The sequence below is a fragment of the Microbacterium longlingense genome (genome assembly GCF_058349825.2).
This window is the reverse complement of record NZ_JBYRJA020000009.1, coordinates 18,523-42,547: the sequence shown is the minus strand read 5'-3', so window position 1 is coordinate 42,547 and position 24,025 is coordinate 18,523. Positions and strand designations below refer to the sequence as shown.

23 protein-coding genes and 1 tRNA gene are annotated in these 24,025 nt (G+C 69.4%); 14 read left to right on the top strand and 10 right to left on the bottom strand.

The genetic code is table 11. The features are described 5' to 3' along the window. Nucleotides 1–66 precede the first annotated feature (66 nt). Genes AC3RXY_RS13155 through AC3RXY_RS13145 form a run of 3 tightly spaced genes read right to left on the bottom strand, consistent with a single transcriptional unit; the run spans nucleotide 67 to nucleotide 3,232 of the window. The gene (locus tag AC3RXY_RS13155; RefSeq protein ID WP_491511385.1) at nucleotides 67–1,758 is read right to left on the bottom strand and encodes a site-specific integrase; all 1,692 of its coding nucleotides are present in this window, start codon (nucleotides 1,756–1,758) and stop codon (nucleotides 67–69) included. A gap of 59 nt (nucleotides 1,759–1,817) precedes the next feature. Beyond that, the gene (locus AC3RXY_RS13150; RefSeq protein ID WP_130109630.1) at nucleotides 1,818–2,147 is read right to left on the bottom strand and encodes a helix-turn-helix domain-containing protein; all 330 of its coding nucleotides are present in this window, start codon (nucleotides 2,145–2,147) and stop codon (nucleotides 1,818–1,820) included. Beyond that, nucleotides 2,144–3,232: a tyrosine-type recombinase/integrase gene (locus AC3RXY_RS13145; RefSeq protein WP_491511384.1), complete on the bottom strand. Its 1,089-nt coding sequence runs from the start codon at nucleotides 3,230–3,232 to the stop codon at nucleotides 2,144–2,146. The genes AC3RXY_RS13150 and AC3RXY_RS13145 overlap by 4 nt, the downstream gene beginning before the upstream one ends. A 608-nt stretch (nucleotides 3,233–3,840) precedes the next feature. On the opposite strand from AC3RXY_RS13145, the gene AC3RXY_RS13140 reads away from it, so the two are divergent. From AC3RXY_RS13140 to AC3RXY_RS13105, 8 genes are all read left to right on the top strand, one after another. Continuing rightward, nucleotides 3,841–6,489: a hypothetical protein gene (locus AC3RXY_RS13140; RefSeq protein WP_491511383.1), complete on the top strand. Its 2,649-nt coding sequence runs from the start codon at nucleotides 3,841–3,843 to the stop codon at nucleotides 6,487–6,489. A 127-nt stretch (nucleotides 6,490–6,616) separates the two neighbouring features. Then, nucleotides 6,617–7,621, top strand: a complete 1,005-nt coding sequence (locus AC3RXY_RS13135) for a DNA-processing protein DprA (RefSeq protein ID WP_498224755.1) — start codon at nucleotides 6,617–6,619, stop codon at nucleotides 7,619–7,621. Between the two features lie 68 nt (nucleotides 7,622–7,689). Next, the gene (locus tag AC3RXY_RS13130; protein WP_491511381.1) at nucleotides 7,690–8,238 is read left to right on the top strand and encodes a hypothetical protein; all 549 of its coding nucleotides are present in this window, start codon (nucleotides 7,690–7,692) and stop codon (nucleotides 8,236–8,238) included. Nucleotides 8,239–8,264: 26 nt separating this feature from the next. Then, the gene (locus AC3RXY_RS13125; RefSeq protein WP_491511431.1) at nucleotides 8,265–10,040 is read left to right on the top strand and encodes a type IV secretory system conjugative DNA transfer family protein; all 1,776 of its coding nucleotides are present in this window, start codon (nucleotides 8,265–8,267) and stop codon (nucleotides 10,038–10,040) included. 22 nt (nucleotides 10,041–10,062) lie between these two features. Next, nucleotides 10,063–10,539, top strand: a complete 477-nt coding sequence (locus AC3RXY_RS13120; RefSeq protein ID WP_491511380.1) for a single-stranded DNA-binding protein — start codon at nucleotides 10,063–10,065, stop codon at nucleotides 10,537–10,539. 5 nt (nucleotides 10,540–10,544) lie between these two features. Continuing rightward, nucleotides 10,545–11,132: a hypothetical protein gene (locus tag AC3RXY_RS13115; RefSeq protein WP_491511379.1), complete on the top strand. Its 588-nt coding sequence runs from the start codon at nucleotides 10,545–10,547 to the stop codon at nucleotides 11,130–11,132. Continuing rightward, entirely contained in the window at nucleotides 11,116–11,316 is a 201-nt protein-coding gene (locus AC3RXY_RS13110; protein ID WP_128386211.1) for a helix-turn-helix domain-containing protein, read from the top strand. Before AC3RXY_RS13115 ends, AC3RXY_RS13110 begins: the two co-directional genes overlap by 17 nt. Further along, nucleotides 11,309–12,502: a tyrosine-type recombinase/integrase gene (locus AC3RXY_RS13105; RefSeq protein ID WP_491511378.1), complete on the top strand. Its 1,194-nt coding sequence runs from the start codon at nucleotides 11,309–11,311 to the stop codon at nucleotides 12,500–12,502. The genes AC3RXY_RS13110 and AC3RXY_RS13105 overlap by 8 nt, the downstream gene beginning before the upstream one ends. Nucleotides 12,503–12,734: 232 nt before the next feature. Here AC3RXY_RS13105 and AC3RXY_RS13100 read toward each other — a convergent pair. Together AC3RXY_RS13100 and AC3RXY_RS13095 are read right to left on the bottom strand one after the other, a co-directional pair. Next, nucleotides 12,735–12,808: transfer RNA gene (locus AC3RXY_RS13100), tRNA-Pro, on the bottom strand. A gap of 174 nt (nucleotides 12,809–12,982) precedes the next feature. Continuing rightward, nucleotides 12,983–13,636, bottom strand: coding sequence for a hypothetical protein (locus AC3RXY_RS13095; protein ID WP_491511377.1), 654 nt, complete (start codon nucleotides 13,634–13,636; stop codon nucleotides 12,983–12,985). A 322-nt stretch (nucleotides 13,637–13,958) separates the two neighbouring features. Between AC3RXY_RS13095 and AC3RXY_RS13090 the strand changes: the two genes are divergently transcribed. The 5 genes from AC3RXY_RS13090 (at nucleotide 13,959) to AC3RXY_RS13070 (ending at nucleotide 18,329) form a co-directional block, all read left to right on the top strand. After that, a complete protein-coding gene (locus tag AC3RXY_RS13090) occupies nucleotides 13,959–14,543 on the top strand; it encodes a GNAT family N-acetyltransferase (protein WP_498224753.1) in 585 nt (194 codons plus the stop codon). Nucleotides 14,544–14,661: 118 nt separating this feature from the next. Then, nucleotides 14,662–15,573, top strand: coding sequence for an ABC transporter ATP-binding protein (locus tag AC3RXY_RS13085; protein WP_491511375.1), 912 nt, complete (start codon nucleotides 14,662–14,664; stop codon nucleotides 15,571–15,573). After that, complete coding sequence (locus tag AC3RXY_RS13080) at nucleotides 15,570–16,388, top strand: ABC transporter permease (RefSeq protein ID WP_491511374.1); 819 nt, start codon at nucleotides 15,570–15,572, stop codon at nucleotides 16,386–16,388. Before AC3RXY_RS13085 ends, AC3RXY_RS13080 begins: the two co-directional genes overlap by 4 nt. Before the next feature lie 10 nt (nucleotides 16,389–16,398). Further along, on the top strand, nucleotides 16,399–17,661 hold the full coding sequence (locus tag AC3RXY_RS13075; protein ID WP_491511373.1) for a sensor histidine kinase: 1,263 nt from the start codon (nucleotides 16,399–16,401) through the stop codon (nucleotides 17,659–17,661). After that, nucleotides 17,658–18,329, top strand: coding sequence for a response regulator (locus tag AC3RXY_RS13070; RefSeq protein ID WP_491511372.1), 672 nt, complete (start codon nucleotides 17,658–17,660; stop codon nucleotides 18,327–18,329). Before AC3RXY_RS13075 ends, AC3RXY_RS13070 begins: the two co-directional genes overlap by 4 nt. A 30-nt stretch (nucleotides 18,330–18,359) precedes the next feature. On the opposite strand, the gene AC3RXY_RS13065 is transcribed toward AC3RXY_RS13070, so the two are convergent. Beyond that, the gene (locus AC3RXY_RS13065) at nucleotides 18,360–19,124 is read right to left on the bottom strand and encodes an SDR family NAD(P)-dependent oxidoreductase (protein WP_491511371.1); all 765 of its coding nucleotides are present in this window, start codon (nucleotides 19,122–19,124) and stop codon (nucleotides 18,360–18,362) included. A gap of 60 nt (nucleotides 19,125–19,184) precedes the next feature. Between AC3RXY_RS13065 and AC3RXY_RS13060 the strand changes: the two genes are divergently transcribed. Next, nucleotides 19,185–19,589, top strand: a complete 405-nt coding sequence (locus AC3RXY_RS13060; protein WP_491511370.1) for an RNA-binding S4 domain-containing protein — start codon at nucleotides 19,185–19,187, stop codon at nucleotides 19,587–19,589. 79 nt (nucleotides 19,590–19,668) lie between these two features. Here AC3RXY_RS13060 and AC3RXY_RS13055 read toward each other — a convergent pair whose 3' ends face one another. The 4 genes from AC3RXY_RS13055 to AC3RXY_RS13040 form a co-directional block, all read right to left on the bottom strand. Then, a complete protein-coding gene (locus tag AC3RXY_RS13055; protein WP_491511369.1) occupies nucleotides 19,669–20,565 on the bottom strand; it encodes an NUDIX domain-containing protein in 897 nt (298 codons plus the stop codon). Between the two features lie 121 nt (nucleotides 20,566–20,686). After that, nucleotides 20,687–22,225 carry a ribosome biogenesis GTPase Der gene (der, locus tag AC3RXY_RS13050; RefSeq protein ID WP_491511368.1) on the bottom strand — a complete coding sequence of 513 codons (1,539 nt, stop codon included), beginning with the start codon at nucleotides 22,223–22,225 and terminating at the stop codon, nucleotides 20,687–20,689. Further along, on the bottom strand, nucleotides 22,215–22,904 hold the full coding sequence (cmk, locus tag AC3RXY_RS13045; RefSeq protein ID WP_491511367.1) for a (d)CMP kinase: 690 nt from the start codon (nucleotides 22,902–22,904) through the stop codon (nucleotides 22,215–22,217). The genes der and cmk overlap by 11 nt, the downstream gene beginning before the upstream one ends. Next, a complete protein-coding gene (locus AC3RXY_RS13040; protein WP_491511366.1) occupies nucleotides 22,897–24,021 on the bottom strand; it encodes a prephenate dehydrogenase in 1,125 nt (374 codons plus the stop codon). The genes cmk and AC3RXY_RS13040 overlap by 8 nt, the downstream gene beginning before the upstream one ends. Nucleotides 24,022–24,025 lie beyond the last annotated feature (4 nt).

Here is a 24,025-nt window from a genome sequence, read left to right as displayed (position 1 = left end):
AGCAAGCGGCAAGTCTGCGCAGCGCATCTGGGCGGGTGTTTGCCGAAGATTCATCTCCCGCGGCGCCTACGCACTGTCGGCCATGATGTTCTGTGGTCCCGTGCTGGTGTGGGAGTAGCGAAGTGCGGTCTCGACGCTGATGCCGAAGAGGTCACAGATGCGCCTGACGTCGCCGCCGGTCTGCTCGACTTCGTAGAGAATCCGGTCGGTGCGGAGTGCTTGCGCGGTCACGCCGGCTTTCTTCCAGGGGAAGTTCCGGCTGGGCGGTGAGAGACGGGGTGCGGTCTGGGTGGTGACGAGCATGTAGGGGTTCTTCGTCTCGGGCCAGCGTTTGGCTCGGTGATCGAGCCACGCGGCCAGGCGGACAAGAACGGGCTTGGCGAGCGGGATGAAGCGGCCATCGGGCATCCGCAGACGTCCGTCGATGATGTCGGTGAGCTTGATGTGCTGCACTTGCGAAGTCATCAGAGCGTGGAAGGCGACGAGGGAGACGGCCAGCGCGATCGCGGGGTCGGGATTGGTGAGCGCGTCGCGGATCGCGGTGGGTTCCATCGGCAGCGGGAGGTTGCGTCTGGGGCCGCGCAGCGGAATCGCTTTCGTCGGGACGGTGAAGACCAGCTTGCGACCGTGCAGGATCGTGAACAGGCTGCGGAAGCCGAGCATCATGGCGTGACGGCGCGAGGGGTCGTCAGGAAGGGCGGCGAGGATGTCTTCGGTGCTGATCCCTGCGAGGCTGGTGCGGCCTTCTTCGACCCAGCGAGTGATCGCGGGGAGGATGCCATACATCTGGCCCTTGACGGTCATCGTGTCGCGGGGCTGACGGCGCGGCGGAGTCTTGGAACCGTCGACCATGATGTCGCGCCAGAGCTCGAGCTGGGATCGCATCGGCTCGGGCAGGGCATGGGTCTTGCGTTCGAAGAGCTTGGTGAACGAGGGCACCCGGTCGTCAGTGAGGAGCCCGGCGTCTTCGAGGACTTCGATGGTGGAGCGGATGTTGCTGCCGTCGTCGTAGCTGCGCATCGCGAGGATGTCGGAGGCGCGGAAGCGCAGATTCGCGCCGGGGAACACGAGCTGCAGAACTTTCAGGGTGCGCCTGACCTGGTTGGTCTGTCGCTTGCTCCATGCGTACTCGCGGGCTCGGGCGTAGAGGAAGTGGTCGGTGCGGCTGGTGATGTCGCGCAGCCTGATCTCGTTGGAGCGCTGCCGGAGACGTTCGGGGTCGGGGTCGATATGGAACAGCACCGGTTGGTAGCTGGCCGGTTCCGGCGGCGGGGTGCTGATGACCTTGAGCGCTTCGCGGATGCTCATCGCCATCGGCAGGTGGAGTTCCGCGGGCTGACGGGAGTCGTTCACCGAGGCGAGGAAGAGCTGCTGGCCGTACTTGCGTGCCGCGTCGAGGTCGAGCGGTTCGCCGAGTCTCTGGTGGTAGCGGGCGGTTTCCAGGCAGAGCCGGCAGTAGCCCTGCTCACCGATAGTGACCTCGCGGTGGCAGGAGATGCACTCACCTTGCGGGTAGTGGGTGAACCACCAGCGGCACTTCCAGCACCGCCAGTTGTGCCTGCGGTAGACGCCCCAGGCGAGGCAGTCGCGGCAGGAGCCGATGAAGCCGGGGCTGCCAGGGTGACAGTGAGCGCAGAGCCCTTGGCTGTAATACTCGGCCGATCCGCACTTGCTACAGGCCGGCGGTGTGAACGGGCCGCCGGGAATGCAGTCGTAGCAGAAGTCGATTCGGGGTGTGAGCCACGCGGCCGGCTTCACCCCGCACGCGGTGCAGGGCAGCGGCGGACTCAAGGGTCCGTTCGGGCCGCGTGCCGGGCTCATAGCGGCGGGGCGGGCCGATCGTTCTTCGGGCCGAACCGGGGCGTGACGATGCTCGTGTTCCCGTTAGCTTCTTCCCGTTCGCGGGCGCCGGGCTTGCGGGCGCGGACCTTCTCGGGTTCGGGTACGAGGAGATCGGTCGGCTCGCAGCCGAGGACATGGCAGATGACGTCGAGGTCGTCCAGCCGGATCGTGGTTGGGGTGCCCGTCCACAGCCCCGACATCTTGCCCTGGCTGATCTCTAGCCCGGCGTCGGCGAGCATCCGCCGCAGCTCCGTCGACTTCCAGATGCCGCGCTCGGCGGCCTGGACTCGCAAGTTCCATTTCATCGCGCGGTCATCCCTTCGAATCGGTCTTCCAGCCGTTGGTTCGCTTGCATCCACGAGTCCTCAACGTGCTCGCCCGGGACGTGGATGTACTGCGTCGTGGTCGAGAGCCACTGATGGCCCAGCAGCTCTTGCAGCGCCTTCAGATCCATACCCGCCAGATACAGAGAAGACGCGCAGTAGTGCCGGAGCACATGCGGCGTCATTCGCCCGTCGGCCCAGGCAGGCAGGAACCGCTCAGTGGCTCGGGCCAGGCCTCGTCGGAGCACGTCATCGCTGGCCCGCCAGGAACGGCCGAGTTCGTGATCGAACCGTTCCGACGGGATCATCGGGGCATCCGGGTTGTCCCAATCGGGTCCGAACCGGTGTCGCACATCGCCGAGCCACCAGTCGATGAGCTTGTCCGCCCCGTTGATCGCGGGCACCAGGCGCTGCTTCGACCCGCGTCCGCGCGAGCCTTTGCCGAACCGGACATGCAGCTTGCCCAGCGCCCCGAGATCGGGCCGCCAATCACGGAGGTCGAGCTTCGTGCCCTCGGTGATGCGCACCCCGACCCTGCGCCAGAGCGACGCAGCGAAGTAGTTCCGGGCAGCGGGCAGGTAGCGTCGCTCGTCTTGAAGTGAGGCCGCCCAGCCGCCGAACAGCCGCTCAATCTCCGCGTCCGAGGGCGGCACCCTGACCTTGCCGAGCGACGACCCGGACTGCCGGTTGTACTCGTCGACGGGCTGCTCGATCACCCACTCGGTGAGCGCATGGATGTCGCCTTGATAGCGGGCGATAGCGAAGTCGTAGAACTGCGCGATCGCGCCCGCCTTGCCGGCTCTGGTCGTGACGGCCAGCCCTGCTCGACGTAGCCCGGCCAGGAAAGCGTCCGCGTCAGAAGGCTTGGCCTGCCAGACCGGGGCGTCGAGATGGTGACGGAACTCAAAGACGACCGCCCTGGACTGCGCGATGTACCCGTCACTGAGTCCAGCGGCAGCCATCGCGAGAGCGTGCTGATCGATGATCTCCTGCTCGAAGTCCGCAGCATCTTCCTCGGACCGCCAACCCCTGGCAGTTCCGATGCTCCGCACCGCGGCGAGCTTCATCGCCCCGCAGCTTCACGAATCGTGACCATGCATCAAGAATACAGCGAATTCGTCAGGATTTTGTGATGGATTGTCGAGAATCGTGACGGCTGTGGAGTCCAGCCTGGGGGCTGGGAAGACGCACCTGGCGGGCATGAAACTCAGTCAAGAAGATGCGGGTCTAGAGACAAGACAAAAAGCAAAGCGGGGCCTTCGATATGAAGGCCCCGCTCGTTCGTTGGCTCAAGGTGGCTAGCGAGGTCCCAAGGACCCCAGCGCCCGCCGCCCAGATTGTTTCGAGCAGATACTGCCAGAACCTCCTTGGTGCTGCGAGCCGACTGTTGGAGACGCTTGCCCGTGTTGCTTTCATTCGGTTCTCCTTTCGTTTATCCCTTCCGGGAATGTCACTCAGGAGGCGGACGAACGCCAGGGCGAGGGCCACCGCCAGCCACACTGTGCCGAGCCACATGGAGGGCTCGCTAGCACCTTGAGCCAACGACCTCCCCATTCTCGCTGCCGCCCTGCCTCCTGTCCACTGCGTGGGTCGCGGCGACAGAGGGAGCGCACCTGACTACTGGCCGTCGTCATCCCTAGCGGCGGCACTTGTTCGTTCCAGTCAGGAGTTCACTATGTCGCATACCGCTCTCGTGCCACCCGATACCGCGCCGCCGCCGGGCCGTGCCGTCGCTCGACTGTCGGCGATCCTCACCGTGCTGCTGATGCTCTTCGGCGGCCTGTTCTTCACTCCGGCCCCCGCGCAAGCGGCAACCCTCGGCGTCGGGTACGGCAACGAGGACCTGTGGCTCGGCAGCTTCGCCTCGCATGGCCGGCAGGCGTACTGCATGGACCTGGACGCGCTGCCTCCATACGGCACGACCGAGCATCCCGAGCTCAAGACCACGCTCGATGAGCTCAGCGACACGCAACTCGCCCGGCTGAACTACGTCATGGGCCGGTGGGGCGAATCGCAGGACCCGAACATCACCTCGGCGGTACAGCTCTATGTGTGGGATGTCGCCGACCACGGCAACTACACGAGCCGGGGCGGCGACGGGCACTTCATCACCCGCGTGCCCGCGAACGCGCAGGCCACCGTGCTCGCGAACCTCGCCGCAATGCGCGATGCCGCGGCAGCGAACGCGGTGCCGAATCCGTCGGTGTCGATGTCGATTCAGATGGACGACCAGTACCACGGGCAGCTCACCATCAGCACGAACCCCGCCACCGCGACGGGCACCGTCACGCTCACTGGCGGCACCTTCGCGAACGGCTCCGCGACGGCGACACTCGGGGCGGGCACGCACGAGATCGTCGGCACCCCCGCTGAGGGGGCGCCCGAGTATCGGATCGAGGCGAAGATGTCGGCCCCTGCGGTCGGCTACGGTGCCGGCGTCGACCTGTTCTACACGCCCGGCGAGCAGCGGATTCTCGCCGCCGCATCCTTCGAGCCACTGACCGCGACCGCGCAGTCCCCGGTGATCCCGCTGGACTTCCAGCCGATCATCGAAACGCAGGTCTCCTCGAAGTTCGTGCAGGCCGGCGATCCGATGCTGGACGACCTCACCGTGACAGTGATCAAGCACTCCTGGATCAAGGTCGGCGGCCAGCCGGTGCCGGTGGTCGCGGAGGGTCGCCTCTATGGCCCGTTCGATGCGCAGCCGGCCGAAGCGAACGCGCCCCCTTCGGGTGCGCCGCTCGCCGGCACCGAAGAACTCACCCTCACCTATGCCGGCCACTATGTCTCGCCGGGTACGATCATCGCGCCCGAGTCGGGCTTCTACACGTGGGTGTGGTCGATCGACAAGACCGTGCAGGGCGATTGGGCGAAGTACCTCACCGATTCCTTCACCGACAGGTTCGGCCGGGTCGCAGAGACTTCGGTGGTACCGTTCCAGCCGGAGGCGGTGTCGCAGGCGAACGGGCGGCTCGTGAAGCCCGGTGATGAGGTGACCGACACCATTACCGTCGCATCCACGAACGGGGCCTGGCTGAAACAGAACGGCGAGCCGATCCCGGTGATCTTCGAGGGCACTGCCTACCAGGTAGCCGGCACCCTGCCCCCAGCGCAGGGTACGGAGATTCCTTCGGATGCGGTGCCGCTCGGCACCGTCACGGTCACGGCGACCGGGCCGGGCACTTATACCTCACCCAAGGTGACCCTCCCGGATGCGGGGTTCGTGACCTGGGTGTGGGAGGTCAGGAAGAGCAGCCAGCCGGAATGGGTGCGCCCGTTCATCGCGGCGGATTGGCGCGATGACTACGGCATCAACGTCGAGACGCACAGCGTCCGCTGGCCCCTCGCCATCACCTCGGAAGTGCGCGAGTACAACGTCCACAAGGGCGGGCGGGCGTTCGACCGGATCACCGTCAGCGGGTTCCCCGAGAACCATCCTGAGTTCGAGGGCGACGGTTACTGGCAGCCCGACGCGAAGGAGCTAACGCACACCGTCTACGGCCCCTTCGCGACCGATGCGGAGCTGACCGAGGACATGGAGCTGGACGATGCGCCGGTGCTGACCCGGATCACGACCCCGGCGAGGAACGGGGTCTACGACATTGGCTACACGGATGAGGATCGGATTCAGCCGACGGAGCCCGGCTACTACGTCGTGGTGACCCGTTTCGAGGGCGACGACCGGGTGCAGCCGTTCACGTCGTCTCCGGCTGACATCTGGGAGCGGTTCTTCGTGCCCGGTCCCGAGCAGCCGCTGTCGGTGGTCACGCAGGCGCAGGCGTCGGCGTTCGTCGGCGACCCGTTCGAGGACACCGCCCTCGTGCAAGGCTCCGCAATCCCCGCGGGCGCGTACCTGGTGTTCCGCGCCTACGGGCCGCAGCCCGCGGGCGCGGACCCCGTGTGCGAGGTGCCGTTCTTCACCTCGGAGGAGATCGCCGTGACCGAAGCCGGGCACTACCGCTCGGGCACGACGAGCACCGATGAGGCCGGGCACGTGTACTGGGTCGAGACCTTGTACGGGAAGGATGGGAAGGTGCTCGCCGAGGGCCGCTGCGGCGCGCCGGGCGAAACGACCGTCGTGAGCGTGCGCCCGCCGGGCACCCCGGAGACGCCGACGCCAGACAAGCCGGAACTGCCTGAGCTGCCGCCGGAGCTCGCACTCACCGGCGGCACCGCCTGGGGTGCCTGGGCCGGCGGTATCGCGGCCGTCCTGCTCCTCGCGGCCGGGGCGACGCTCTGGTTCGGCCGCAAGCTCGCGCTCCACCGTGAGCGCATGCGGGAAGACGGCGAGGAGGTGACGATCGAAGAACTCATGAACCAGTAACGCACCCCCCACAGGACGGGCGGAACCCGCAGACCCTACCCCCAGGTCTGCCGGCTCCGCCCGTCTCTCATGTCATCCCTGACGCACCTCACTCCCGTAGACGACCACGCAGACCAGGGAGGGGCCGATGATGGCGAAGTTCTCGGAGGACGTGCTCACTCGGATGGAGCTGACGGCGCTCGCCGAGCCCGGCAATCCGGTCACGGGGCAGCTCGTGCGCGCGATCGGCCTGACCGAGACGCTTGCCCTGATCCGCGACCCAGGGGCCTCGATCCCGGATCAAGTCGAGACGGTCCCAGGCATCCGGTGGCGGCAGCATGCCGCCGCCCGGCAGCGCGATGCGCTCCGGGATCAGATCGCCGATCTCACCGACCGGCACGGGTTCCGGGTGCTCACTCCCGGTGGGGCGGGGTGGCCGGTCGCGCTGAACGATCTCGGAGATCGGGCACCGCTCCTGTTGTGGGCGCATGGGAACCCGGAACTGCTCACCGCCTCCGTCTCGTCGCGGGTGACGATCACCGGAGCCAGAGCCGCGACCGCCTATGGCGTGCACGTCACCCAGGAACTCGCGGAAGACCTGGCCGCGCTCCCGCGCATCATCGTCTCCGGTGGCGCCTACGGCGTCGACGCCGCCGCGCACCGCGCCGCGCTCACGACGGGTCCTGCCTCCACGATGGTCGTGTCTGCCAGCGGGCTCGACCGCCCCTACCCTCCGCACAATGCTGAGCTGTTCGAGCGGATCGTGGTGCAGGCCGGCATCCAGATCAGCGAGACCCCGCCCGGCCAGGGGCCGTCGCGGGAACGGTTCGTCGGCCGGGCGCGGCTCCTCGCCGCGCTCAGCGGGGCGACGATCATCACCGAGGCTTCGGCGCGCTCGGGGTCGCTGCTGGTCGCGGCGCGCGCGTTCGAGCTCGGCCGGGCCGTCGGCGCGGTTCCCGGCCCGGTCACCTCGGCCTCGTCGGCGGGCTGTCACCGGCTCATGCGGGAAGGCATCGCCGAGACCGTTACCCGCGCCGGCGAGGTCGCCGAGCTCATGGACCCGTCGCCGTTCCCGCTCGGCCCTGCCTACCAGCAGGTCGCCCGCCGCGCCGCGCCCGATCACAGCCGCGCCGCACGCCGCCTCGCACTCTGACCCACCCCTCGGCCGCCTACGCCCTCGGGCGGCTGTTCCTTCATCCACTCGATAGGAGAACTTTGCCGATGTCGAAGCGTGCCCGCTCGAAGACCGACCCGACCGCCGTGGTGATGGTAAGAATCATTGTCGCCGAGGACGGCACCCTGTCGGTGACCGTGGACGGGGCGCCGTATCTGCCGCCGGAGTTCTCGCCGCCGTGGCGGCGCTCCGCCTACCCGCACATCGTGGACGCCATCAGCCAGCACACCGGCCAGACGCTCCGCGTCGATGTCATCGAGATCGACGGACGAGTCATCACCGACTACCGCACCCCACCCAGACCCAGACCTGTGATCCCCGAGCCCGCCGCAGCCCCCGCGGCGGCGGCACCACAGCCTGCCGCACCGGCGGCCGCGCCTGTAGAGGCGGTGCCTCGGTTTGCGCAGCTCGCGGGCAGCGGCTTCGTACCCGGTGAGGATGTCGCGGTCGCGGTCATCATCTCCCACACTGAGACCGCACCGAACGGGATCGCCCGTGCCCTGATCGACTCCCGGTATCTTGCGGCGTGCCCGACGGGCGAGGCGATCCTCGTGGGCCGCATCTCCGGCACCCTCGTGCTCGGGCGGCCCGAGTGAGCGGGCAGCTCCGCCCGACCGGGTCGATGGGCGACGAACTCACCAACGCCGCGCTCGTCGCCCTCGCCGCCCTCGGCGTCGCCGCGGTGCTGCTCCGGGTCGCGGGCAGCATCGCCGCCTTCCTCACCGGCGCCCCGCAACCCGAAGCCGGCCTCGGAGCCGGGGCAGCCGTGCTCCTGCACCCTGGCAACCCCGCCGCCGCGCTCGGCGCGCCAGGCCTCAACGTCGTCGTCTACTGGATCGTCGCGGGGCTCCTCATCACAGGCAGTGGTGTCGGGGGCTGGTGGGTGTGGTCGGCGATCCGGCATCACTCCCGACAGCAGGCGCTCGACCCGTACCGGATCGTCGGTATCGCGACCCGCCGCGAGGTCGCACGGGCAGGCTCCACGAAGGCGCTCCTCGCAAGGGCCGGGAACCTCCGCCCTTCACTCGATCATCCCGAGCTTGTGGAGGTGGGCTACCGGATCGGCAGCTCGCGCGGGGTGGAAGTGTGGGCGTCGGTCGAGGACTCGATGCTGCTCATCGGGCCGCCCCGCTCCGGGAAGGGCGTGCATATCGTGATCAACTCGATCCTCTCTGCGCCCGGCGCGGTCATCACGACGAGCACGCGCCCCGACAACGTGACCGCCACGATCAGGGCCAGGCAGCGGGTAGGGCCGGTCGCGGTGTTCGACCCGCAGCACCTTGCAGACGGCATTCCCGCCGGGTTGCGCTGGTCGCCCGTGCGCGGCTGTAGCGACCCGCTGACTGCGATGATCCGTGCCTCTGGTCTTGCCTCTGCGACGGGGCTGGGGAAGGGCGGGGTCGAGGGCGGCGACTTCTGGGAGGCGAAGACGAGGGTCGCGCTGCAATGCCTCCTCCATGCCGCGGCCCTCGATGGGAGGCAGCCTGCTGATCTGTTCCGGTGGACGCTCGACCCTGCTGCGGCCGGGGATGCCGTGTCGATCCTCGCCGCCCACCCGCGCGCGGCCGGCGGCTGGGCGGAAGCGCTGCAGGCGATGCTCGAATCCGATCCCCGCACGATGGACTCGATCTGGCAGGGCGTCTCCCTCGCCCTCTCCGCGCTCGCCGACCCGCGCGTGCTCGACGCCGTAAGCCCAGGCCCCGACGAGGTGTTCGACCCCGAGACGTTCCTCGAACAGAAGGGCACCCTCTACCTGCTCGCGACCGCCGCCGGGGCAAACAACTCCGCACCGCTGGTCGCGGCACTCATCGAGGACGTGGTCGAGGCCGCCCGCCGCCTCGCCGCACGCAGCCCGGGCGCACGGCTCGACCCGCCCCTGTTGCTCGCGCTCGACGAGGTCGCGAACCTGTCGCCGCTGCCCTCCCTGCCGACCCTCATGGCTGAGGGCGGCGGGTCAGGGATCACGACCATGCCCGTTCTCCAATCACTCGCGCAGGCACGGGAGAAATGGTCGGAGAACGCGGCGTCGGCGATCTGGGATGCCGCGATCGTGAAGATCATCCTCGGCGGAGCCTCGAACTCGAAAGACCTCCAAGACCTGAGCACCCTGATCGGGGAACGCGACGAGATCACCGACTCCACCACCGTCGGCGACCACGGCTCACGATCCGCGCAACGCTCAATCCGCCGAGTGCCCGTCATGCCGCCCGACGTGATCCGCCGCTTCCCGTTCGGCACCGGCCTCGTACTGCTGCGCTCCGCACCACCGATCGTCGCGCGCCTCCGCCGCTGGACCGAACGCGCCGACGCGAAGCAACTCACGCAGGATCGGGCAGAGGTCGAAGCCCAGCTCCACCACCGTCAGACCCCAGGCCCGGCGGGAGCACCTGCCGAGTAGAGGCGGCACACCGGGTGCCGCAATGAGCGAGGAGGTCGTGACGATGGAGATCCGTTCAGAGCCGTCGATCCGAGGGTTTCTCTCCCGAGCGCCGGAGCAGAAGTCGAAGCCGGGAGAGGTCTTCCTACTGGTCGCGCAGATCGGGCAGAAGTTCCGTCGCCACGAGGAAGACGGCACCTTCACCCTCATCGGCTCCGCATACATCGACCTGATCATGATCGGCGACAAGGCCGAGAAGGCCTTCGCAGATTTCGTCAAGGGCGATGATGTCGTGGCGATCGGTGAGTTCGCGAAGCGGCAGTACGAGCAGGACGGGCAGCGAATCGAGCGCCCTCAGTTCCGCGCCTCCCGGCTCCTCTTCGATACCTCCCGTGCCCGATACGCCGTCGAGCGCACCCCGCACCAGCTCGCACCAAAAAAGACGCCCACGGCGGCAGAGGTTACGGCGGTGGAGTTCCGATCGCCCGAGCCTCGACGTGCGACCGGGCTGGGGAGGTGAACACGATGACCGACGAGCCGACACAACCGAACCCCGAGGCCGAAGTCGAGATCGAGGACATCGACCTGTACGACGAGCTCATGGCCGGAATGGCGCTTCCCGAGCCGCCGCGTCCGATCAACTGGAATCTCCTGACCGCCGGAGACGCCGAGGCAGAATGGCTGGCACTGAACCAATGGGTGGACTGGCTGCGGAAGACCTACGGGCTGCCCGCCTCTGTCGTGCCGCCGTTCTGGCACCGGCATCCCGAACTCGTCCTCGAACTCTCGGCGCTGCACCTGCACTGGTGCGCGAGCTACGATCCCGAGCAGTCGGCCTCTGGGCCGATTGCCTGGCACACGGACTTCGCGGCGGCACGCGACCGGCTCCGCGAATGGGCCGTCACCTCCGGCACCCGGCTCGATCGCGACCGTCCGACACGGCAGACGACCTGGCCCGGCGAGGAACCGCAACCGCCGCTCGAGGACGAGACGATCCCGAACCGGACCGAGGATTTCGTCGCGTTCGTCGCCGCCGACGTGCAGGCACGTCAGGACATCGAGGATGCGTTCGGCCGAGCGCGACGGGCGAGCGACCATGCCCGCCACGATTGACGCTGTCGAACCTCTCTGGAACTCGCAAGAGGCAGCGGAGTTCCTGAACGTCTCGCAGGCCACGCTCTCTCGCTGGCGACGGGAACACGAGGGGCCGCCGTTCGTGCAGGTCGGCGGCATCGCCCGCTACAACCCGCCCACCGTGCGAGCCTGGGTGCTGGAACGCGAGGGCACGCATGGCTGACCCGCGCAACCACAAGATGCCCCCGATCGGGGTGAAGCTCTCCACGAGCATCGAGAGCCGCGGCAGCGGATACCTCGCGCGCGTGCGCTGGACCGACCCGCAGACCAAGAAACGGCCGAGCCGATCCGAGTTCGTCGACACCCCGGAAGAGGCGGAAGCGTTCTTCGAGAAGCTGCAGCAGGCGACCGAGACCGGCGCGAACATCCTCATCACGTTCGCCGACTATGTGGATTCCATCGGCGAGCGCTGGCAACGCGGCCTCGACCCTACATCAACAGCCTCCGGCTACGAGATCAGCCTCCGGCTGCGAGTGGTTCCCGCGCTCGGGCATCTGCAAGTCAGCCGCATCTCCACCGGCCTCATCGACCGCACCATCGACCAATGGGAGACCGAGTTCGGGCCGTCAACGATCAAGACCTCGATCGCGGCTCTCGTGCGCGTACTCGACGTGGCGGTGCGCGACGAGGTGATCCCCTCGAATCCGGCGAAGAACCGTGCCCGCCGCACGCTCAGCCAGCAGTCCGCACTGAGGCCCGGTTCGCTGCGAGCCCTCGCCGTCCCGGACATGGAGACGCTGAACAAGATCGCCGATGCGTGCGCTCAGGTGCATCAGAGCTACTCGGATCACGTCATGCTCTGCGCCATGCTCTGCGCTCGCGGTTCCGAAGTCGCCGGCCTCGAAATCGGCGACATCGACTGGGTGAATCGCATCGTGAAGATCGAGCGGCAGATATACCCCGGCAAAGGTGGCCTCGTCACGAAGCAGACCAAGGGCCGCAAGGAACGCTACGTGCCGATACTCGACCCGCTCGAACCCATCCTCATCCGCCTCTCAGCGGGCAAGGAACCGGATGATCCTCTGCTCCGCGGCCCTCGGGGTGGGGTGCTCACCACTGCCACCGTGCGCGACGCAACGAAGTGGGATGAGCTCGTGACGAACCTCGGCCTGCCGAACCTCACCCGCCACGGCCTCCGGCACACCGGAGCCACCTGGCTCGCGGATGCCGGCGTGCCGCTTCATGTGCTCCAGCGCATCCTCGGCCATGCCTCCATCGACACGACCAAGGGCTACCTGCACCCCGACCACCGGCACCTCAGCGAAGCAGCGACGCTCGCCAACCAGTTCTTCGCCACCCCATCGAAGAGGAAGGAGACCACCGGGAAAACCCACGGGCGACAGCTCTAGATACTCCTGCGCCGACATCCTGGCCAGGGAAGGGCCGGGAGCATCATGCTGCCCGGATTTTGGCCCACTAGATTTCCACTTTTTGGCCCACTAGCTTGCTAGACGGGCCGGAACGAGCAGCAATCACGAGCGGCTTCAAGACCCGGCCTTGGACCCATCCCGGAGCCCGGCGAAGGTCACCAGAAACGAAGGAAGCCCTGACGAGAAATGGCTTCTCATCAGGGCTTTTCCGTCGGGATGACAGGATTTGAACCTGCGACCCCCTGACCCCCAGTCAGGTGCGCTACCAAGCTGCGCCACATCCCGTTATTCAGTTATAAGTCTTCGATTTGGAGGCTGTTGCCGTTAACCCCCAGTCAAGTGCGCTACCAAGCTGCGCCACAGCCCGTTACCCGGGCGCGTGCGCTCGGACAACTCCCCTATCGTAGCCCACCCGGGGCCGGTCGGCGAAACGGCGGGGCGCCCGCGCGTGCCGTGGTGCTATGCGGCGCGGAGGGCGTCGGTTGCGAGGCGGTCCTGCAGCTCGGCCTCGAGGGCGATGATCGCCTGGTTGCACCGGTCGATCTCGGCGGCCAGGTCGGCCCGCGTATCTGCTGTGGGAGCCTGTTCGACGTCGAGCGTCGCGTCGCGCACGCGGTCGAACTGCAGGGCAATGTCGGCGATATGGAGCAGGATCTCCTCGTTCACGCCACTGGACGCAAGGAACGGCGCCCAGCGGCTGAGCACGTCGGCGAGCCGGTCGCGCTCCCCCATCACCTGCACCCGGAGCTCGTGCAGCGCGGCCACGAGCTCTGCGCCGTCGGCATCGTCCGCCACGGGCGCCAGCGCTCTCGGCACGACGACGCCCCGGGATATCTCACTGCTCTCCTCATCGGCGATCGCGTGCAGGAACTCCGTCAGGGCGAGCCTGTTGACCGGAGCCCAGCGCCGCGCCGTCGAACGGGCGATGATGCGATCCAGGACGAGCACCGTCAGCAGGAACGTGACGAGACCGGCGGCGAGACCGGAGAGCACCACCAGATCGTTCCACACGCCGGTCGCGACATCGAGCCAGATGATCGTGGCGACCACCACGATCCCGCCTCCGGCGAGCGCCGCCCGCCGGACCCGTTCTCGCGCCGCTTCCCGATGCACGTATCCCACCGCCTTCGCCGCGCGGCCGGGCCCGCGCCGGACGCACTGGCCATACCGTAGCCCGGAACCGTGCCCCTTTCCACCACTGCGCGGCAGCCGCGCATCCGGTCCGCGCGGCCCCGCCGGCCGCAGGTGCGCCGCACACGACCAGGCATCGCGGTGGCTCGTGCCGCTCCTCGCGTCTTCGGTGCGCATGAACGCCCAACGCCGTACCCCGGACGCCGCTCGCCGCACCCCGCTCGCCGGACGCCGCGCCATCCTCCCCGCCCGCCTGCTGTGCACCAGCGTGCCCGGTGTCGGACTCCCCCGCTATCGTCACCTCATGAGTGAGATCGACGTCCGCCCCGCGACCGCAGACCGCTTCGACGAGCTCCAGCACGCGCTCTCCGGCGGCGGCGACGGCAAGAGCTGTCAGTGCATGTGGTGGGTTCTCCCCCAGCGCGAGTGGGCCAGCACCACGGCCGCAGACCGCGAACGCATGCTGCGCGACGAGGTCGATGCCGGCCCGGCTCCCGGCCTCATCGCCTACGTCGACGGCGTCCCCGCCGCCTTCGCTCGCATCGGGCCGCGCCCCGCTCAGCCGCGCCTCGCCCGCACCCGCAACTACGCTGCCGCCCTGGCGCCCTTCAGCGATCCCGGGATCTGGGCGCTGAGCTGCTTCGTCACGCGGCGGGAGCACCGCGGCCAGGGCCTCAACCGGGCGCTCATCGGCGCGTCGATCCCCTTCGCCGTGGACAACGGCGCTCATGTCATCGAGGCCTATCCGCTCGACCCCACCGTGAAGAAGATCACCGCGAACGAGCGCTACCACGGCGTCGTGTCGACGTTCCTCGCGGCCGGTTTCCACGAGACGGCACGGCCCCGACCCCATCTCGCCATCGTCGCGCGCGATCTCCGCGCCGGCTGACCCGCAGCCGAGCCGGGTCCCGTCGGTGTCGCGGGCGCGCCCAGAGCGGTACCACGGTATGACACGAATCACCCTTCCGGCCGACGCGGCACCGCACACCGCTCCTTAGCCTGGAAGCATGATCGTCGCAGAGAACCTCAGCAAGAGTTTCGGCGCCAAGCAGGCCGTGGGCGGGGTGAGCTTCTCGGTGCAGCCGGGCAAGGTCACCGGCTTCCTCGGCCCCAACGGCGCCGGGAAGTCCACCACGATGCGCATGATCGTTGGCCTCGACCGCCCGAGCTCCGGGCAGGTCACCGTCAACGGGTCCGATTACCGCACGATGCGCGCCCCTCTCGCCGAGGTCGGCGTGCTCCTCGACGCGAAAGCCGTGCACACCGGTCGCTCGGCCCGCAACCACCTCCGCGCGATCGCCGCGACCCACGGCATCCCGCGGAGCCGCGTCGATGAGGTGATCGAGGTCACCGGGCTCACCTCGGTCGCTGCCAAGCGCGCCGGAGGGTTCTCGCTCGGCATGGGCCAGCGCCTCGGCATCGCCGCAGCGCTGCTCGGCGACCCGCACACGCTCATCCTCGATGAGCCGGTCAACGGTCTCGACCCCGAGGGCGTGCTGTGGGTACGGCGTTTCGTGCGGCACGCGGCGAGCGAAGGACGCACCGTGCTGCTCTCCAGCCACCTCATGAGCGAGATGGCGATGACCGCCGATCACATCATCGTGCTCGGCCGCGGACACGTGCTCGCCGACGCATCGGTCGACGAACTTGTCTCGGCCTGGACGGAGAGCCGCATCCTCGTCCGCTCGCCCCGGCTGGCCGAGGCCGCCGAGGCCATCACCGCGATCGGCGGCACGATCACCGCGACCGCCCCCGATCTGCTCGAAGCCACCGGCGTCACCGCCGCCGCCATCGGCGACGCGGCCGCCGCCCGTGGCATCGTGCTCCATGAGCTGAGCCCGCGCACCGGTTCGCTCGAAGACGCCTATCTCGCTCTCACCGAGGGCCAGGTCGAGTACAAGACGAAGGAACTCGCATGACCGCCGCAGCCGTCACCACGCCCTACCGCCTGACGTTCCCGCGCCTGGTCCGCAGCGAGAGCATCAAGCTCCTCACTCTGCGCTCGCCCTGGTGGTCGATCGGGATCATCGCCGCGGCGTCGATCGGCATGTCGCTGATCCTGTCGTTCGCGATGACCAGTTTCACCGATGGTCCGGCCACCGCCACCGGCCGGGAGACGGCCGAGATGGTGGCCCAGGCGGTCCTCATCTCGACGAGCTTCACGATGCTGCTCGCCACGATCCTCGGCAGCATCCAGGTCACCGGTGAATACTCCACCGGCATGATCCGCTCGACGCTGACCGCCGCGCCCGACCGCATCCGGAGCCTGCTGGCCAAGGCGCTCGTGGTCGCCGCGTTCGTCTTCGTCTCCACGCTGCTGATCTTCATCGTCGCGGCACTGCTGGTCTCGCCGATCCTCGCCCGGCTGGGCTCCTATCCCGACCTCACCGCCGTCGACGCGTGGCTCGTGCCGCTGCTGTGGGGCTCGTTCACCATGGCGGCCATCGCTGTGGTCGGCCTCGGGCTGGGATATGCGCTGCGCAGCGGGGCCGGGGCGATCGTGCTGAGCGTCGTGGTCGTGTTCATCCTGCCGATCGTGCCGAGCTTCTTCCCCGCCACCGACGGCTGGAAGTGGGTGCACGACGCCGCGCAGTACCTGCCCACCACGGCCGGGCAGTCGCTGATGTTCCCGGGTATGGGCATCGAGACCATCCCGGCGGTGCTGGCGCTGATCGGCTGGGCGGTCGCCTCGCTGGTCGTCGGCGGCGCCGTGCTGAAGCTGCGGGACGCGTAAAGTCGCCGACATGGCATCGCACCGTTCGTCGTCGGTCTCCGCGGAGACCGACGACGAACTGCGCCTGCCCGCCCCGCCCGGCTGGTTCCGGCGCTTCCTCGCGCGCCACCCCCGGTTCACTGACATCACCGTGGCAGGGGTCGTGCTGCTGATCTCGATCCCCGGGTACGTTCCCGTCGCCCGCACCGACCCGGGGGTATACGTCGGCCATCCCGGGCAGATCATGTGGCCCGCCGTCCTCGCGTCGCTCTGCGGCATGGCCTGCTCGGTCGCGCTGCTCTGGCGGCGCCGCGCTCCGCTCACCGTCTTCCTCGCCTGGGTGATACCCGCGATCCTCCTGGCTCGGTCGGTGATCGGCATCAGCACGCTCGGCCTCATCGTGGCGACCTATTCGCTCGCCGTCTACCGTTCGGCGCGCGCCGCGGCCACGGCCGCTTCCCTCGCCTCTGCGGCCGCCCTCGCCGGCGGCGCGATCCGGCTGCTCGCCGGGTCCACGCTCGCCATCGAGGTCGCTGTCGCTGGCTCGCTCATCCTGGCGATGCTCATCGGCGCCCTCATCGGCACGAACGTCGGTGAGCGCAAACGCTATGTGGCCGCCCTCATCGACCGCTCGCGGCAGCTGCTCGTGGAACGCGATCAGCGGGCCAAGCTCGCTGCCGCCGAAGAGCGTGCGCGCATCGCGCGGGAGATGCACGACATCGTCTCGCACTCGCTCACGGTGATCGTCGCGCTGGCAGACGGCGCCACCCGCACACCCTCCCACGATCGTGCCAGGGAGGTCACCACGACCATCGCCGACACGGCCCGGGAGGCCCTCACGCAGATGCGCGGGATGCTGGGCGTCCTCCGCGCGGACGGCGCAGCGACGGAGGCGCCTCTCGAGCCGCTGTCGCACACCGCGCTGCACGCGTCGATCGCCGCGGCGCAAGCGGCGGGATTCCCCGCCTCCCTCACCGTCTCCGGGGCCGCCGAGGCGTCCGCGGGCATCCACCTGGCCGTGGCGCGCATCGTGCAGGAGAGCGTGACCAACGCGATGCGGCACGCGCAGCCGAGCTTCATCCGCGCCAGCGTGGCATATGAAGACGACCGGGTGCTGGTCCGGGTCGACAACGACGGCGTCGTCGCGGCCCGCAGAGCGGGGGGCTATGGCCTCACCGGACTGCGTGAACGCGCCGCGCATGTCGGCGGCTCCCTCGCGGTGGGCCCCGGCCATCCTGGCACCTGGGCGGTCCGCGCCGAGCTTCCGCTGCACGCACCCTCGGAGAGCCCATGAACGAGACCACTCCCATCCGTGTCCTGATCGTCGACGACCAGCAGCTCATCCGCGTCGGGTTCCGCATGGTGCTCGAGGCGGAGCCCACCCTCGCGGTGGTCGGTGAGGCCGCCGACGGCGCCGCAGCAGAGCGCGAGGTCGCCGCGGTGCGTCCGGACGTCGTCCTGATGGACGTGCGGATGCCGGAGGTCGACGGCATCGAAGCGACCCGCCGCATCGTCGCCCGGCACCCCCGCACGCGCGTCCTGGTGCTGACGACCTTCGATCTCGACGAGTACGCGTTCGGCGCCCTCGCGGCCGGTGCCAGCGGATTCCTGCTGAAGGACGCGGAACCCCATGAGCTGGTCGCCGCAATTCACGCCGTGCATCAGGGCGACGCGATGCTGTCGCCACGCGTGACGCGACGCATGATCGAGATGCTCGACCGTGACCTCCCCGTCCCGGCCACGGAAGACCCGGCGATCGGCGCCGAGCTCACCGAAAGAGAGCGGGAGGTCTTCGTAGCGATCGGCCGCGGGCTCACCAACACCGAGATCGCGGCGGAGCTGTTCGTCAGCGAATCCACCGTGAAGACCCACGTCGGGCGGGTGCTCGCCAAGCTCGGCGCGCGCGACCGTGTACAGGCGGTGATCCTCGCCCACCGTCACGGCTTCGTCGCCGAGCCGTGACGGGAGCGCGGGAGCGGCGCGCTGCAGCCGTCAGCGGCCCGACATCCCGCCGTCGACGTGGATGACGCTGCCGGTCACATACCCGGACGCCGGACTGGCGAGGAAGAGCATGGCACCGTTGAGCTCGTCGATCGTGCCCATCCGTGCGAGAGGGCTGCGCTCCCCCAGATACCGATCGATCATCGCAGCGGGGATCTCGTCCGTCATCTCGGTGGCGACGTATCCGGGTGCCAGCGCATTCACGCGGATGCCCTTGCGTCCCGCCCACTGCGCCGACAGATCGCGGGTCAGCCCCACCACCGCTGCCTTGCTCGCGGCGTACGCGGCCTGCGGGGCGGCCGAGGCGATATAGGCGAGCACACTGGCGAGGTTCACGATCGACGCACCGGGTGCCATCACTCTGGCCGCGGCCTGCGCCATCCAATAGGTCCCCATCAGGTTGACATCGATCACACTGCGGAACTCATCGGGCGTCTCCTTGGTCGCCGGGACGGCGGTGCCGATGCCGGCGTTGTTGACGAGCACGTCGACCCGTCCGAAGATGTCCATCGCGGCAGCGACAAGACGATCGCAGTCCTCCGGCAGCGCCACGTCGGTGCGCACGGTGTGGCAGCGTCGGCCGGTGGCGCGCACGGCCCCCGCGGTCTCCTCCAGACGATCGACGCGCCGCCCTCCGATCACCACGTCCGCCCCCGCCTCGGCGAGGGCGACCGCGAAGCCGGCACCGAGACCGGAGCCGGCTCCGGTCACGATGGCGACCCTCTCGTCGAGACGGAACAGGTCGAGAACGCTCATACGGGCCTCCTGGGCAGCATCGTCGGTGCAACAGCTCTCCTGTGAGCCTACGATGGACGGATGCCGAGCCAGGCCGTTCCCCCCGCTCCACCCCGTCCGGGCCCGGTGTCGGCGCGCGTCGACGTGTGGTTGTGGGCTGTGCGCATCTACAAGACCCGCTCGGCGGCGACGGCGGCCTGCCGCGCCGGCCATGTGCGCGTGAACGGGGAGCGGGCGAAGGCCGCCCAGACGGTGCGCGCCGGAGACGAGCTGCGCGTGCGGATCGACGGTTTCGACCGCATCCTCGTGGTGCGCCAGCTCCTGCTCAAGCGCGTGGGCGCTCCGCTCGCCGCTGCCGCGCTGGAGGATCGGACGCCGCCCCGCGAGCCGGTCGCCCTGGTCGCGGTCCGCGACCGCGGAGCCGGACGCCCCACCAAACGCGAGCGCCGCGAGATCGAGCGGCTCCGCGGCCGCGAAGACCACTGACCTCGCACCCGGAGCCTGATCGGGCTGGGCTGTCACGCCCGGCGGGTGCCTCCCGCGGGTCGCGCGGAGACCGCGTGTGTCACAGCAGGTCGAGCAGCCAGCGCCCCGGCTTCACCACGGCCCCGGCGGCTTCGAGCCGCGCGCGTAGTCCGCGATCGCTCGTCACCGCGACGACATCCGCGCCGGTGGCCAGAAGGCGCTCGGCCTCGACGACGATCGCATCGTCGCCCGCCGCCGGCGCGCGCACCAGGGTGATCCCGGCGATGTCAGCGATCGCGCGCGCGGCCCCCTCCACCACCAGTGAGATCGGTGGATACCACGTCGTGCCGCCGAGGCCGAGCGCCGCAGCGGGGAGGCCGCGTTCGCTCAGCGCCTCGATCTTCGCGCCCAAGCGTGCGTTCGCGCCGGCACGGTCCTTCCACCAGCCGTCCGGCACCGCACCCACCACGTTCGCCGCGTCGACCACCAGGGCCGGGTGCTCCGGAAGCAGGCCGCGGAGCATCGGCCAGGCCTCGGCGAAGCCGGGATGGAGCGGGCGCTGATCCACCAGGTCGACCGGCACCCATTCCAGGGCGACGCTCTCGGCATCGGTGATCGCGGGCTCGAAAGGCACCGTGACATCGGCGATGACGGTGCTGTACTGCCAGATGTCCAGGTCGATCACGCTCGTCACCCGCGGCGCGACCGCATCGAGGGGAACGGCAGCCTCCTCGTGCGCCTCCCGCAGCGCGCCGTCGACCGCCGTCTCGTGCTCGTGCAGCGCGCCCCCCGGGATGCCCCAGGTGCCGCCGTGGTGGCTCCATCCCACCCGGTGCTGCAGGAGCACGCCGCGCTCCGGATCGAGCGCCAGGAGCCCGGCGGCGCCGAACCGGCCCCAGTAGCGTTCGCCGGAGTCTGCGACCACCCAGGCGTCGCCGGGGTTACGGGGCCCTTCGGGGCGTCGCGGTTCATCGGGTGCGGGAGGAACGATCGTCACCCCATCAGCCTGTCACACCCATCGGCCCCACCGGCAGTGCGCACGTCACACCGCGTGATGCCGTCGGGCTGGGCACGAGTGCCCGGCCCGACGGCATCACGCGGTGTCTGCGGTCGCAGCGTCAGCGGCTGCGGCGTTCCCGCACGCGCATGTTGATCACGATCGGGGTGCCCTCGAAGTCGTACAGCTCGCGCAGACGGCGCTGGATGAAGCGCCGGTAGCCGGGGTCGAGGAAGCCGGTGGTGAACAGGACGAATGTGGGCGGTCGCGTCGCCGCCTGCGTGCCGAACAGGATGCGCGGCTGCTTTCCGCCGCGCACCGGGTGCGGGTGGGCGGCGACGAGCTCGGTGAGGAAGGCGTTGAACTTGCCCGTGGGAATCCGACGGTCCCAGTTCTCCAGCGCGGTCTCCAGCGCGGGCACCAGCTTGTCGAGGTGACGCCCGGTCTTGGCCGAGATGTTCACGCGCGGCGCCCACGCGACATGCGCGAGATCCTGCTCGATCTCACGTTCCAGGTAGCGGCGACGATCCTGGTTCTCCATGTCGTCGTCGAAGAGACGGTCCCACTTGTTGAAGGCGAGCACCAGAGCGCGGCCGGACTCCAGCACGAGGTCGATGATGCGCACGTCCTGCTCGCTCAGCGGCTGCGACACATCGAGCACCACCACGGCGACCTCCGCCTTCTCCAGCGCGGCCGAGGTCCGCAGCGATGCGTAGAAGTCGGCGCCCTGCTGCAGGTGCACCCGGCGACGGATGCCGGCGGTGTCGATCAGACGCCACATCTTGCCGCCGAGTTCGACGATCTCGTCGACGGGGTCGCGCGTGGTTCCGGCGAGCTCGTTGACGACCACCCGCTCCTCCCCCGCTGCCTTGTTCAGCAGCGACGACTTGCCCACGTTGGGGCGGCCGAGGATCGCCACGCGGCGCGGGCCGCCGATCTCGTGCGAGGCGACCGCCGAGACCTCCGGAAGCACCTTCATGATCTCGTCGAGCAGGTCGGCGACGCCGCGCCCGTGGATCGCGGAGACCGGGTGCGGCTCGCCCAGGCCGAGGTTCCACAGCGCTGCCGCCTCGGGCTCCTGGCGGACGTCGTCGATCTTGTTGGCGACCAGGAACACCGGCTTGCCGCTCTTGCGGAGCAGACGCACGACGTGCTCATCGGTCGACGTCGCACCCACCTTCGCGTCGACGACGAAGAGCACGACGTCGGACAGGTCGATCGCGACCTCCGCCTGGGCGGCGACCGAGCGGTCGATGCCCTTCGCGTCCGGTTCCCATCCGCCGGTGTCGACGAGCGTGAAGCGGCGGTCCATCCATTCGGCCTTGTAGGTGACCCGGTCACGGGTCACGCCGGGTGTGTCCTCGACCACCGCCTCCCGGCGCCCCAGGATCCGGTTCACGAGCGCGGACTTGCCCACGTTCGGGCGGCCCACGATCGCCACGACCGGGAGGGCGGGGAGATACTCGATGCCGTCCTGGCCGCCGGCGAGGCCCGCCAGGAGCGAGGCGTCCTCCTCGTCGAGCTCGTAGTCGTCGAGGGTCGCGCGCAGGGTCGCAGCGCGCTGTTCCCACAGCTCCTCGTCGATGCCGTCCAGCTTCTCGGCGAGGTCGTCGGTGCCGCTGTCGATGTCAGCGTATTCGTCGGAGTGGTCAGCGGTCATCAGCAGCTCCTCGGTCTCGGTCGATCACCGCGAGAACGGCGTCGACGGTCTGGGCGAAGTCGAGGGCGGTCGAGTCGACCACCGTGACTCCGGGCGCTGCGGTGAGGAAGTCCACCACAGTGCTGTCCGCGGTGTCGCGCCGCTGGATGGCGGCCGCGACCTGCGCGGTGTCGCCGCCGAGCTCCTGCGCCCGGCGCTGGGCGCGCACGGCAGGGTCGGCGGTCAACAGGATACGCACCGGCGCATCGGGCGCGACGACGGTCGTGATGTCACGCCCCTCGACGATGACCGGGCGGCCGGACGCCGAGACGATCGCACGGAAGTGATGGTTCACCCGCACGCGCACCTCTGGCACCCGCGCCACCCCGCTCACCGCAGCCGAGATCCGCGGCTCGCGGATCTCGGCGGTGATGTCGACGCCCGCCGCGCGGATCGTACGGTCATCGGGGTCGAGGCCGATCTCGACCCGCGTCTCGAAGCCGTCCAGCGCGGATCGCACCGCGTCGGTGTCGTCCGTGTCGGCACCGCGGTGAAGCACGTCCCACGTGATCGCGCGGTAGACGGCGCCGGTGTCGAGGTAACCGAAACCGCGACGGCGCGCGGCCTCCCGCGACACGCTGGACTTGCCGGACCCGGCCGGTCCGTCGATCGCGACGATGAACGAGAGCTGCTCAGTCATTGGTGGTGCTCGCAATCCGCCATCCGCGCGCCTCGAGGCCGTCGATCGCGTGACGCAGCACCGCGGGGGCGACGCTGATCTCAGCGAGGCCGAACTGTGCTCCCGGAGAGTGCTCCATGCGGAAGTCCTCGACGTTGATCTCGAGTTCGCCGAGCTCGCCGAACAGGCGCCCCAGCTGGCCGGGGGTGTCGTCGATCATCACGATCAGCTGCTCGAAGCGGCGGTTCTGCCCGTGTTTGCCGGGCAGCCGCTCCACGCCCTCGTTGCCGGCGCGGATGGCTTCGGCGATCGCACGGCGCGCGCCCGCCTGCTCGGGATCGCGCAGGGCATCGGACACCCTGGCCAGATCCGCCGCAAGCGCATCCAGCACCTCGACGACCGGAACGGCGTTGGCCCCGAGGATCTGCACCCACAGCTCGGGGGCGGATGCCGCGATGCGGGTCGTATCGCGCAGCCCCTGGCCGGTCAGGCGCAGCGAGCCGTCGTCGGCGTCGGCGACGCGACCGGCGAGCACGCTCGCGATCACCTGGGGCACGTGCGATGTGATGGCGACGGCGCGATCATGCTCTTCCGGGGCCATCTCCAGGGGCATCGCCTCGACGTCCAGGGCCAGCGCCTCGACGACGGCGAGGTCGGCCGCCGAGGTCTCGGCGTCACGGCAGATCACCCAGGGGCGCCCCACGAACAGGTCGGCGCGTGCCGAGATCGCCCCGCCGCGCTCGCGCCCGGCCAGCGGGTGCGAGCCGATATAGCGGGAGATGTCCACACCGCGCTCGCGCAGGATGCGGAGCGGAGCGAGCTTGACGCTCGCGACGTCGGTGACAACGGCGTCGGGGAACCGCTCCAGCTCGGCCTGGATGACGTCTGCGGTGACGTCCGGCGGAACCGCCACGACGATCAGCCGCGGGGCGTCGTCGTCGCGTGCTGCCCGTCCGGCGCCGTAATCGACCGCGAGGCGCAACTGCGCGGGAGAGGCGTCAGAGAGCGCCACGTCCACGCCCTTCGCGGCGAGCGCGTGACCGATGCTCGCGCCCAGCAGACCGGATCCGACGATGCGGACGGTGCCCGTCACGCGCGGGGCGATGCGCTGTTCCCCGCCTGCTGCGCTCGTGGTCACGCCG